We start from the raw sequence: 12,458 nt of genomic DNA, 5'->3' as shown, positions 1-12,458 counted from the left end.
AATCAATATTTTTTGATCTTTATAGGCAGGAAGGAGCGTGTTTCGTGAGTATTACTTTAATTTGGGCAATGGGCACCAATCATGTCATTGGAAAAGATAATGATATGCCATGGCATTTACCGCTGGATTTCGCTTATTTCAAAGCAGAGACACTAGGGAAGAGAATGCTTATGGGCCGTAAAACGTGGGATTCGCTTGGAGGGAAGCCTCTGAAGGGCAGAACAAGCATAATCATGACAAGAGATACAGATTATGCTCCTGAAGGCGCAGAGGTTGTAAACACGCTTGAGGAGGCTCTCAGAGAGGGTAGAAAAGACGATGAGCTGATGGTGATCGGTGGTGCGGAAATTTACAAACTGATGTTACCTTATGCTGACAAGTTGTTGTTAACCCAAATTGAACAGGATTTTGAAGGGAATACCCGGTTTCCTGATATTGACTGGAGTGTGTGGAAAGAGATTTCCAATAAGAAGGGAATACGTGATGAGAAGAATCCGTATGATTACCGTTTTCTTGTTTATGAACGTACGGAATAGCAATAAAACGTTTTCTCTGACATAACATGTGAAATAGTACAAAAAAACAGTAGATTAATCCATTACTGTGCAAAAGTAATGAGTGCTACTATAATTAAAATTAGAAATGATAATCTACAGGTATAGAATGTGCAGGTACTTCATTGCGCTGCTCACGACCATACGAAGCCGCAATATGCTACAATGTACTATACTTCAACACGAAGAGAACGGATGGGGGAAACGTAAACATGTCTACACCTACAGGTTTTATGGAGTATAAACGGCAGCTCCCAGGGGATCGGGATCCTGAGCAGCGGGTAAAAGACTGGGAGGAGTTCCACCATCATTTATCCGAGGACGAGCTTCAGACACAAGGAGCGCGCTGCATGGATTGCGGAACTCCTTATTGCCATACAGGAATTGATATGGCTGGAGGAACCTCAGGTTGTCCAGTTCACAATTTAATTCCAGAGTGGAATAATTTGGTGTACCGCGGACTCTGGAAAGAAGCATTGGAACGCCTGCATAAGACGAATAATTTCCCTGAGTTTACTGGGAGTATTTGTCCTGCTCCTTGCGAAGGCTCTTGCACAGTGGGTCTAATTGGACAGCCGGTAACCATTAAGACCATTGAGCTAGCTATTATTGATAAAGGTTTTGAAGAAGGCTGGGTTGTACCTAATCCTCCAGAGAAACGTACAGGCAAGAAGATTGCAATCGTAGGCTCTGGGCCTGCTGGACTCGCAGCAGCTGCACAACTTAATAAGGCTGGACATACTGTAACTGTATTTGAACGCAGTGACCGCATCGGCGGTCTGCTCACATATGGCATTCCGACTATGAAACTCGATAAGAGAGTTGTGCAACGTCGTGTAGATTTATTAGCCGCTGAAGGTATTAATTTTGTAGTGAATACAGAGATTGGTAAGGATATTCCTGCGCAGCAAATTGTTGATGAGTATGATGCAGTCGTTCTGTGTGGTGGAGCTACTAAGGCACGCCGCTTTAACGTTGAAGGTAGTGAGCTTAAGGGTGTAATGTATGCTATGGACTATTTAAATGGTACGATTAAGAGCTATTTGAATTCCAACCTTGAGGATGGCAACTATGTGTCCGCTGAAGGTAAAGACGTGATCGTCTTGGGCGGTGGGGATACAGGTTCTGACTGTGTTGCCACTGCGCTTCGTCACGGCTGCAGCAGTATCACTCAATTTGGTACACATGAAAAAGCACCGTTACAACGTGATCCGATAGCTAATCCTTGGCCACAATTCCCGAATGTATACACGCTGGATTATGCGCAAGAAGAAGCCAAAGCCATTTTTGGGGATGATCCGCGTGAGTTCTCTATCATGACCACTAAATTTGTTGGTGATGAAGAGGGGAATTTGAAAGAACTTCACACCGTCCAAATCCGCCGGATTGTGGATGAGACAGGTCGTAAGATCTATCAGCCGGTTCCAGGCACCGAAGCTGTATATCCTGCTCAACTTGCTCTGATTGCCATTGGCTTTGATGGCCCAGAACAAGATATTATTCAAGAGCTTGATCTTGAGACAGATCGTCGTTCAAATGTGAAAGCACGTTATGGTAAATTCAATACGAACGTAGACAAAGTATTTGCTGCTGGTGATATGCGCCGCGGTCAAAGCTTGGTGGTTTGGGCTATCAACGAAGGTCGCGAAGCTGCACGTGAAGTAGATAAATACTTGATGGGGTCAACCGTTCTTGTTTAAAACGTTAAGATAATAATTGTATAATAAGCCGTTTCAAAAGCAGTTTACCTGCTGGAGAAACGGTTTTTTAAATAAAGCGATGCTTGACATAGATATCAGTATCCTATAAATTAAATACATTATTCACATGGTAAAAGCATTGACCAAGGATCTACGATTCAGAAAGCGTTAGAACAGAGAGGGAACCCACCGGGTGAAAGGTTCCTCAAACACGTGTGAGTGGTATCCTGCCTTGGTAGCTGTAGCGATATTATCTACTAACCCGCTACCGGAATCGACCGTTATCCGATTTGAGGATTGCCAAATCAGAATGGATTGTATGTTGAGCTGGCAGTTGAATAAGGGTGGTATCACGACACATTCGTCCCTGACGAATGTGTCTTTTTGCATTTAGAGAGATAATTTTTGGGGAGGGTATTTAAGATGCGACAAAGCAATTTATTATTAACAACACTGCGTGAGGTGCCTTCGGAAGCGGAGACAAACAGTCATCAGCTACTGCTGCGTGCGGGGTATATCCGTCAATTAGCTGCTGGAGTATATACCTATTTACCACTTGGACGGCGGGTTCTACGAAAGATAGAAGCGATTGTGAGAGAAGAGATGGATCATTCCGGAACGCAGGAGATTTTAATGCCATCCATGCAGCCAGCGGAACTTTGGAAGGAATCAGAACGTTATGATGTTTATGGTAAGGAGTTGATGACTTTTAAGGATCGTCATGAGCGGGAATTCATTCTCGGTCCAACGCATGAAGAAGTAGTAACCACACTTGTGCGGAATGAGATCAGCTCCTATCGTAAGCTTCCTGTTACCGTGTATCAGATTCAGACTAAGTTCCGAGATGAACGGCGTCCACGTTCTGGATTGCTAAGAGGTAGAGAGTTCTTGATGAAGGATGCGTACTCTTTTGACATAAGCTCAGAAGGACTTGATAAATCATACCACCAAATGTTCGATGCTTATCACCGGATATTTAAGCGATGTGGATTGAAGTTCAGAGCTGTTCATGCAGATTCTGGTGCAATTGGCGGAGAAGGGGGCAGCCATGAATTTATGGCACTGGCTGATATCGGGGAAGATACGATTGCGGTATGTTCCTCTTGCGATTACGCAGCCAATCTGGAACAGGCAGAAGCTGTGCGTCCTGTTAAGAAGGAAATGAATTTCGAAGTACCAGCGATAGAGAAATTCCATACTCCAAATTTACGTACAATTGATCAACTAGAGCAGGAGTTGGAGATCCAGCCAGAGCAGATTATGAAAACATTGATCTACGAAGGTAGCGGACAATTCTTTGCTGTAGTGGTTCGAGGAGATCATGAAGTAAATGAGATAAAAGTGAGTAAATATTTAGGTGCGACGGAGATTAAGCTTGCTGACTATGATGCTGTGAAATCCTTAACGGGTGTAGAGAGTGGGTTTGTGGGGCCGGTGGGTTTGACACTACCTGTACTAGTTGATGCTACAGTGTCTGGAATGACCCATGGGATTGCGGGAGCAGGAGAAAAAGATTATCACTTCCGTAATGTTGTACCTGGTAGAGATTTTGGGCTTGAGCATGTGGGGGATTTTCGCAATGTAGCGGAAGGAGAAGCTTGTCCACATTGCGAGGATGGCGTGCTTCATTTTCAACAAGGAATAGAAATTGGGCATGTCTTTAAATTAGGTACCAGATATAGTGAGAAGCTTGGAGCTTCCTTTTTAGATCGTTCTGGCAAAAGTCAGCCTATGATCATGGGTTGTTATGGAATTGGGATCTCACGTCTATTGTCCGCGATTGTAGAACAGAATCATGATGATCAAGGAATCATGTGGCCAGTTGCATTGGCACCTTATCAGGTTCATATTTTGATCATGTCTGTTAAGGACTCGGAGCAACTGGCAGTTGCAGAGGATCTATATGTTCAGCTTACTAAGCTCGGTATTGAGACGCTGCTGGATGATAGGGATGAACGTGCTGGCGTTAAATTTAAGGATTCAAGCTTGATTGGTATACCTGTAACGCTAGTGGTTGGTAAGGAAGCAACACAGGGAAGGGTGGAGTATCTAGAAAGAAACACAGCAGGAAAAGAGGTCCTAGAGTTAGTCGAAGCAGTTACTCGTATCCAAGCGATCTTTTCACAGCTGAAATAATTTCTATAACTCAAACCGAATACCATTGTTCAGGGCGGGAGAGTGCTGGCGGTAATTTTGTATAGTCATCGCCTTTCGCCGCATTAATCTGAGCTTGAGTTAGAAAAATACTTTCAGTTAGATTAGCGCCTCTAAGGTCAGTATCACGGAAATCTGCTCCTATGAGATCGGCACCTCTAAGATCAGCATCTCTAAGATCTGCAGCAATTAAATAGGCTCCCCGTAAGTTGGCGCCTCTGAGATCAGCGCCTTTGAGGTTAGCACCAATAAGATCGGCACCCCGGCTGAAAGTTCTCAAAGATTTTTTTAGTTTACGGCGAGCTTCAGTACGTACAAGTTCACTGACTTGCAGCAGCAACAGATTTATTTTTGCTCGATGAGCGTCAACATTTACTTTTAGTAGGGATTCAGGGTTAAGTAAAGTGAGTTGTTCCGTCTCATCGAGTGCTGCTTGCAGCTCAACATGGATAGTATGGGTGACTTCTAAGTTTAAAGATTCGTTTAGATACCATAACAATTCGTGTAAATGCCACATGGCCGGAAATACCTCGAACATTTGCTTCGCAGTTTTTGGATTCGTTCGCCAGTCCTCACCAGTATATGTAACCTGAGAGAGCTTTTGCCCAGCGCCAAAACAGTCATATACCCTACAACCACGAAATCCTAGTGTTCTTAAATCTGTATGTACACCACAGCGAAAGTCTGATTGTAGGTTATGACACGGCTGGCCGGCTGCTTTATCCATAGCAAAATCAACTGAAGCTGAAAAAGGCAAGGCGGCACAGCACAAACCGAAGCAGTTCTCACATTCTGCTTTAAGATAGTGGCCATTTCTGTCCGTAAAAGTTTCTGTGAATTTGTGATTCTCGGGCACGGTTTGATTCCTCCGATTTATAATAGAGTTTACCAAACTATTCTAATTCATAGAAAAGACTAAGTGAAGTCTGAATTTTACTAGCCTTCTAACCTATCCATTAAAAAAATCAGAGGTTAATGTTATAATAGAATACTGGACGCATTTTGGACTTAAGAACGAAAAGGTAAGGAGCGATTGTTTTTGAAGACACTCATTATTGCGGAGAAACCGGATATGGGGCGGAATATCGCCGCCGCAATAGAACCGAAGGCCAAAAATTACCGTTCCTATCTTGAAGGGGAGCAGTACATTATTACGTGGGCAATAGGGCATCTAATCGGTTTGGCCGAGCCGGATGCTTATGATGTTAAATACAAAAAGTGGAACATTAATGATCTGCCCATTATTCCAGACCAGTTCAAACTGGTGCCTAATGCGCGGACGATCGATCAGCTGAAGGTAATCGGAGACCTTGCGAAACGAAGTGACCTTTTAGTGAATTCATGCGATGCGGGGCGAGAAGGGCAGCATATCTTTTCACTTATTCAACGCCATTTAAAGCTGGAGCATCCTGTGAAGCGACTATGGATCTCGGATTTGACGCCAGAGACTATTCGCAAAGGATTTCAGGAGCTGAAGGATGGATCGGAATATGAGAATCTAACGAAAGCGGCAAAAGCACGCAGTGAAGCGGATTGGCTCATTGGTATGAACGGATCACGTGCTTTTACTACAAAGCATAATGTGCTGCTGTCCGTGGGTAGAGTTCAAACGCCCGTGCTTGCGCTGATTTACGATCGTCAGAAGACAATTGAGGCGTTCTCCTCCCTTAAGTTTTTTGAGGTGGAGGGACATTTTACTCAGAATGAAATGACCTATAAAGGGATGTGGCAGGGAGATCGGCTGACTGATGGAGAGAAGGCGGAAGCGCTAGCTGCCAAGGTCAAAGGAAAACCGGGCCGGATTGAGTCCTACGAGGTCAAGGAAACGAAAGAGTATCCGAATAAGCTGTATGATTTAACGCTGCTGCAGCGGGAGGCGAACGGAAAGTACGCATTTTCCGCAAAAAAGACGCTCGATATTGCTCAAGCATTATATGAAAAGCATAAGGTGATCTCTTATCCGCGGACGAACTCCAACTATGTTACCGAACAGAATATTCCTGAGATGCATAAGACCTTATCAGCGCTGCAAGGGACGGCTTATGATGAATGGGTGAAGGGTGCGAATCGCAATCTGGTTCATAAAGGGAATAAATTCATCTGTAACCCCTCGAAGGTGGAAGATCACCACGCGATTTTGCCTACATATCGTAAAGCATCAGGACTTAGTGCAGATGAGGGAAAGCTGTATGATTTGATTGTACGGCGCTTTTTGTCTCAGTTTTATCCGGCAGCGGAGTATAAAGTGCATACCGTGATGACCGAGGTAGAAGACGAAAAGTTCAAAACCACAGTCAAGGAATTGTTAAGCCTAGGTTGGAAGGTCATTTATGCCGACCAGAAAAAGGATAAAGCGAAGTCGTCCAAAAGTAAAAACAAGGATGATGAGGAAGACGAAGAAATTGAAGTGAATGAACCGTTCGCTATCGCTCCAGCAGATGAAGTGATTTGTAGTGATGCTGTCGTTAAAGAGAAAGATACACAGCCACCAAAGCACTACACAGAAGGTACGCTGCTTAGAGCGATGGAAAGTGCGGGCAAGCAGATTGAGGATGAAGAGCTTCGTGATGCCATGAAGGATTCAGGGCTAGGAACTCCGGCTACCCGCGCAGCAACTATAGAACGGCTTAAGAATGTAGGATATATTGAAATGCAAGGTAAAAAAATAGCCATCACGCAAAAAGGACGCACAGCTATTGAGCTGATACGTGGAGCGGGCATTGAGCTGTTAACTTCGCCTGAAATGACCGGACAATGGGAGCGTCGCTTGAACGAAATCTCCAGAGGAACGGCGTCGGACGGACAGTTTATGGAGAATGTAAAAAGATTCGCTTGTATGATCGTCGATAAAGTACGAGTACAATCTCGGGCGTCCAAAACCTCTTTTGAAGGGGAAACGCCTTCTGTCAATACAGGTGCTAAAGGTCGAGGCGGTGCAAGCCCAACCCGTAAAACCACTGAAAAACCTGCGGCACCGCGAAAACGTAAGGCAAGTAGCGAAGCGGAAGCTGCAAATTCAGGGCCTAAAATTATTGGGAACTGTCCACGTCCCGGCTGCGGCGGTATGATTTTTATGGGTAAAAAAGGCTACGGCTGCTCTCATTACAAGGAAGGCTGCAAATTCGTGATCTGGAAAGAGAACCATGGTCGTACACTCACGGATGCGCAAGTGAAAGCCTTGATTGAGAAAGGTCGGACGGGCAAGCTAAAGCTAACCAGCGAAGACGGTACGCCACTTGAAGGCAAATTAGTGCTTCAGAATATGGATACAGGTCAACTAGCAGTAGAGTCATAGCCGATCGGAAAGAATCTATGTACGGCAAAAAGGTGTCTTCAGCCATGTTGGATACGTGGCAGAGACACCTTTTTTATTCGCTAATTATTCAGTAGCTTTATCTAATTGCGCTTCAATCGCTGCAGTTAGCCCTTCATAGGAGGAGTCTGGAAGTAGGGCACCATTTACCATAAATTTAGGTGTACCATTAACCCCGTAGGATCCCGCAATTTTGAAGTCTTCTTTGACGTCGAACATGTAGGTATGATTCTTGAGATCTGTCTCGAATTGTGCATAATCAATGCCTTCAATGTTATCTTTGACGAAATTTAGAATGAACTTCTGTGTGGCCCATATTTTGCTCTCATCACCTTGATTGGCATATAGCTTATGGAGGTATTCCCAGAACTTCTCGTTGCTTTGCTTATAGATGGCTTCACCTGCACTTGCCGCTAGATAGGAATCTCGATCCAAGAAGGCAAAGTTCATGAAGAAGAGTTCAACTTTTCCGGTCTCCACATAGTCCTTAACAAAAGTGTCCAGATATTTCTCTGTCCAATTTTTGCAGGCAGGACATTTGAAATCTGCGAATTCGATAACTTTGATTTTGGCATCAGGACTACCAAGATGAGGTTGCTTTTCATATTTCAGCCCGTCAACAACAATGCTCCCCTTCACATCAGTGTAGTTAGGTAGTCCCTCAGTACTGTCCGTCTTGTCATTCAGAATAAAGACAATAACAGCGACAAGGATTACTACTACTACGCCTAAGAGCATGGGAAGCATTGGTTTGTTAGTTCGGGAATGGTTGGACTTCACGTTCTTGTTCATATCTCATCTCCTACCTCATATGGGAATTATACAAAAATAGTATAATCATCCTAGAGATAGAGTGGATATGTCATTTGTAACAATGTCTAAGTTTACGTAGCACCTAGAGTTTCTGCAGGGTAGCTGTACGAATAACAGGAGGCACCTCATGGATGGAGGAAATGGTCTTCACAGCTTGCTGCATCTCTTGCTCCAGTTCTATAAGGTTGTAACTCCATTCATTCTGTTGCTTTAGATAGATACTGTTAATGCCTGCGGTCACTGCTGGGAGTACATCTGTACGTAACGAGTTACCAATCATCCAGGTACGTTTGCGGTCAAACCCTTGTGTAGTCAAAATATTTTCAAGTGCCTCAACATTTTTATGTTGACGAATATAGATCCGATCATCAAAGTAAGCATCCAGCTTCATTTGCTCTATCTTACGTTGTTGGATCGTATCGTCTCCACCTGTGTAAAGAAATAAATGGTGACCGTCCTGCTTCAACGCATCGAGCGTTTCAACCATGCCGGGATAAGCTTCGATTTCTTGGTCGTAGACACTTAGTCCGAGCTTGTGTAATTGCTGTTCTTGAAAACGGTCTGTCGGGCGATTATATTTAGCACAAAAATAACGGTAGGTAGCGATTAGGGATTTAGGGAAATTATCGCTGGCAAGACCACTTGTGTTGACCGTGTGCACATCTATTTCTATTTGTTTGTTGCGTAATTCACTCGTGCTCGGTCCAAATTCATTAAACCAATCTGTCATCAGCTCAAAATATTGCCCTAAAATCAAATCAAAGTATTTGTTGCAGTGAACCAGTGTATCATCTAGATCGAAAATCACCTGTTGTGTCATGTATTTCATATCTCTCACTCCTTGGATCTGTATCTGTATAGTGGTCTATAGGTAAATATAAGACTCTAGGAACATTTGAAGCTCTGAGGCGCCATCTGGACGAATACTGAAGCGTTCGTCTTGTTCTCCTCTTAGATGGATGCGGAGTAAGCCGGCTACTCGTAGAATCATAAGGTGGTGCATGAGCATTTCTCTGGATTGATTGAGATCGGATTGCATCTCCCACAATGACTTTGGTTCATGTGCGACATAGCGGAGTAACCGAAGTCTGTTGGGGTCGGAAAGAGCCTTAGTCATGCGCAACAGCACCATAGGGGCTTCATTTTCGTCTTCTAAAGGCACATCTACAGGATACTGTACGATCACCATAGTTTTGTAGAAGCAGTAGGTGTTAATCGGACGATTATGAACAGTTGGCAATAATACAATCGTCTTTAGATCCTTGATCTCCTCGAAAACTACACCGCCTGATGCGTATTCAATTAAAGAAATGGGGTCCATTTTGCTTTCAAGCATTTTTTTCTCAGAAGCATCTTCAATTAATAGCGGTAAAATTTTGTGCTCCACATGGCGGAAGTATTGTTCGTACCAGAGACGCAAGAGTGGACTATAGCTGTTCCGGATCCGCAATGCATCTTCAATCGTAAACTCTTGAATGAGGGGAGCAATCTGCTGATAACATTCTTCTATGGAAGCGGAATCCAGATCATCGAAGAAATGCAGCACTGAGGTTGCAGGTCCTCGAATGTAAACCCAGGCATACAGCACATCATAATCCGTAAATGGCCACTCAGCGGCTTGCATTAAAGCTGTTACCTTATGAGAAGAAATGCGATCTTCCACATCACTTATCCAGTGGGGACCAATATCCAAATTGGAGATCCATTTTCTAGTTACATATAACATAAAACTGTCTAGCAGTTCATACACCGGCGATACGTCGATCTTTAATTCGTACTCCATGTCTCATGCACCCCCAGGAAATCCGTAACATCTTCATATTATCTCTTGTTTTGAAGAGGGTTGTCCACTATAATGTTCGGTGTTTGCCAATTGGCGTTAGATCAAATTAGGGTTATTAATCTTAGGGGGATATCATCTGTGTCAGACCGGCCAAGAGTATCTATTCGCAGTAACAGCAAAATGAATTTCATGATTCTTATTACCGCTACCATAGCGGCTGGACTCAGCCAAGGAATGCTGCTTCCCGTATTATCCATTCTATTGGAGCAGAAAGGAGTTTCTTCTTCGCTTAATGGACTAAATGCAGCGGCTCTATACATAGGATCATTCGGAATGACCTTGATTGCTGAAAGAGTTCTCGGAGCGATTGGATTCAAAAAATTGATTGCTGGCGGGATCAGCCTAGTCTTAGTAAGCTTACTTCTGTTCCCCTTTTTTCCTGGTATCAAAATATGGTTTGTATTGCGTTTGCTTGTTGGTGTTGGTGATGCAGCTATCAATTATGCCGCACAGCTATGGGTACTGCTAATGACGCCTGCCGAGCATCGCGGACGAAATCTATCCCTGTACGGGATGTCCTATGGCCTGGGCTTTAGCTTGGGACCGCTGGGAATTAGCCTGCTGCGATTTGGTCAGGCAACACCATTTATAGTTCTAGCATTTCTTTTTTTATTAGTCCTAATACTTGCCGTTACAATGCTTCCAGATTCCCGCCCAGATAAAGTTGAGAGTGGAGAAAGTCAGGTACGCCGGTTTGGACGTTGTTACAGTTTAGCCTGGTTCGCCTTAATTCCTGCACTCCTATACGGTTTCATGGAAGCGAGTTTAAACAGTAATTTTCCAGTGTATGGCCTCCGGATCGGTTACAGCACAGATCAAATTGCAGCCTTATTGCCTTTTGCAGGTATAGGGGGACTGTTGTTACAATTCCCACTAGGGCTCTGGAGCGACCGTTATGGTCGAAAGAAGGTATTGATTCTAACCGGGATTGGAGGCGGAATTGCCTTCGCATTGCTGCCGCTAGCAGGAGACCATTTTAAAGTGACTATGGTACTGCTGATGATTGCAGGTGGTCTTGTAGGGTCTTTTTTCTCATTAGGGCTAAGCTTAGCTGCGGATATTCTACCACGACATCTACTGCCTGCTGCAAATGTGGTTGCTTCTTTTCATTTTAGTATAGGCAGTATTATAGGTCCAGGTATCGGCGGTTTGCTCATGCAAGTCGGCTGGGGCGGGGGGATTTTCGGCTTGATGGGCGCTTTATATATCACGTTCGGATTGCTTGGGTTATTTTTCTCGCCACGGCAAAAAATTTGAGGTAAGATAAGAACGAGTGCTCGCATGGAAATTCATCTGGCTTTCAGAGTACACTATAGATTATAGATAAAGACAGGGAGAGGCTGAACTATGATCACAGTTGAACACTTAGCCAAGGCAGTTGGGGAAGATAAAAATCCAGTTCTACAGGATATAGGCTTTCAATTAGAACCGGGTGAGTTCGTAGCAATACTTGGAGCTAGCGGGAGCGGTAAGACCACTTTACTGCGCTGTTTAGCGCTGCGTGAGAAATGGGATAGAGGGAATTTTAGAGTAGACGGTACAGATATTATGGCGAGTGCCTTTACAGGTAAAAGAAAGATCCGCCGCGAGTGGGCTTACCTGGAGCAGAATGCAGAGCTCAATCCGAACCGTACTGCATTGAAAAATGTACTGATCGGCCAGTCCGCGCAAACGCCTTTATGGCGAATGGTTACTGGGATGGTACGTTCAGATGATTATATGGGTGCAATGGATGAATTGGATGCCCTCGGCCTTCTGGATAAGGCGAAAATGAAGGCGAGCCAACTTAGTGGTGGTGAAAGGCAGCGTGTAGCAATTGCGAGAGCATTGACTCATGGTGCGAAAGTGATTTTAGCGGATGAGCCGGTAACGGGATTGGATCCTAAATCCGCAGAGAATGTGTTGGAAACATTGCGGAAGCTGTGTAAAGAAACCGGCCTTACAGTTATAACTGTACTTCCGATAGAATTAGCGGAACGTTTTGCTACACGTCTTTGGGTACTAGAAGATGGCAGAATTAAGCATGATATAAAGGGGCGTAGATTAACGTTCCAAGAACGTGCAAATCTTTAAATTTTGGA

At 44.2% G+C, this 12,458-nt stretch carries 10 protein-coding genes; 6 read left to right on the top strand and 4 right to left on the bottom strand.

Going from position 1 to position 12,458, the window contains the following annotated elements:
• Positions 1–44 precede the first annotated feature (44 nt).
• From ACDZ28_RS25360 to ACDZ28_RS25350, 3 genes are all read left to right on the top strand, one after another.
• Positions 45–536 (top strand): dihydrofolate reductase, encoded by a 492-nt coding sequence (locus ACDZ28_RS25360; protein ID WP_375103088.1) that lies wholly within the window; start codon positions 45–47, stop codon positions 534–536.
• 230 nt (positions 537–766) lie between these two features.
• Positions 767–2,254 (top strand): glutamate synthase subunit beta, encoded by a 1,488-nt coding sequence (locus ACDZ28_RS25355; protein ID WP_375103087.1) that lies wholly within the window; start codon positions 767–769, stop codon positions 2,252–2,254.
• 423 nt (positions 2,255–2,677) lie between these two features.
• Positions 2,678–4,390 carry a proline--tRNA ligase gene (locus ACDZ28_RS25350; protein ID WP_375103086.1) on the top strand — a complete coding sequence of 571 codons (1,713 nt, stop codon included), beginning with the start codon at positions 2,678–2,680 and terminating at the stop codon, positions 4,388–4,390.
• A gap of 10 nt (positions 4,391–4,400) precedes the next feature.
• On the opposite strand, the gene ACDZ28_RS25345 is transcribed toward ACDZ28_RS25350, so the two are convergent.
• Positions 4,401–5,264: a pentapeptide repeat-containing protein gene (locus tag ACDZ28_RS25345; protein ID WP_375103085.1), complete on the bottom strand. Its 864-nt coding sequence runs from the start codon at positions 5,262–5,264 to the stop codon at positions 4,401–4,403.
• 183 nt (positions 5,265–5,447) lie between these two features.
• Between ACDZ28_RS25345 and ACDZ28_RS25340 the strand changes: the two genes are divergently transcribed.
• Positions 5,448–7,703 (top strand): DNA topoisomerase 3, encoded by a 2,256-nt coding sequence (locus ACDZ28_RS25340; protein WP_375103084.1) that lies wholly within the window; start codon positions 5,448–5,450, stop codon positions 7,701–7,703.
• A gap of 84 nt (positions 7,704–7,787) precedes the next feature.
• Here ACDZ28_RS25340 and ACDZ28_RS25335 read toward each other — a convergent pair whose 3' ends face one another.
• The 3 genes from ACDZ28_RS25335 to ACDZ28_RS25325 form a co-directional block, all read right to left on the bottom strand.
• Positions 7,788–8,513 carry a DsbA family protein gene (locus ACDZ28_RS25335; protein WP_375103083.1) on the bottom strand — a complete coding sequence of 242 codons (726 nt, stop codon included), beginning with the start codon at positions 8,511–8,513 and terminating at the stop codon, positions 7,788–7,790.
• Positions 8,514–8,616: 103 nt separating this feature from the next.
• Complete coding sequence (locus ACDZ28_RS25330) at positions 8,617–9,363, bottom strand: HAD family hydrolase (protein WP_375103082.1); 747 nt, start codon at positions 9,361–9,363, stop codon at positions 8,617–8,619.
• Between the two features lie 36 nt (positions 9,364–9,399).
• On the bottom strand, positions 9,400–10,317 hold the full coding sequence (locus ACDZ28_RS25325; protein ID WP_375103081.1) for an ArsR/SmtB family transcription factor: 918 nt from the start codon (positions 10,315–10,317) through the stop codon (positions 9,400–9,402).
• 162 nt (positions 10,318–10,479) lie between these two features.
• On the opposite strand from ACDZ28_RS25325, the gene ACDZ28_RS25320 reads away from it, so the two are divergent.
• Positions 10,480–11,634: an MFS transporter gene (locus ACDZ28_RS25320; RefSeq protein ID WP_375105413.1), complete on the top strand. Its 1,155-nt coding sequence runs from the start codon at positions 10,480–10,482 to the stop codon at positions 11,632–11,634.
• A gap of 90 nt (positions 11,635–11,724) precedes the next feature.
• A complete protein-coding gene (locus tag ACDZ28_RS25315) occupies positions 11,725–12,450 on the top strand; it encodes a phosphonate ABC transporter ATP-binding protein (protein ID WP_076118691.1) in 726 nt (241 codons plus the stop codon).
• The last annotated feature ends 8 nt before the right edge of the window (positions 12,451–12,458 follow it).

Origin of the sequence: Paenibacillus sp. RS8 (assembly GCF_041956825.1) — a bacterium.
Lineage (GTDB): Bacteria > Bacillota > Bacilli > Paenibacillales > Paenibacillaceae > Paenibacillus_AQ.
Note: the sequence above shows the minus strand (reverse complement) of the source record. Positions and strands in the feature narration are given on the sequence as shown.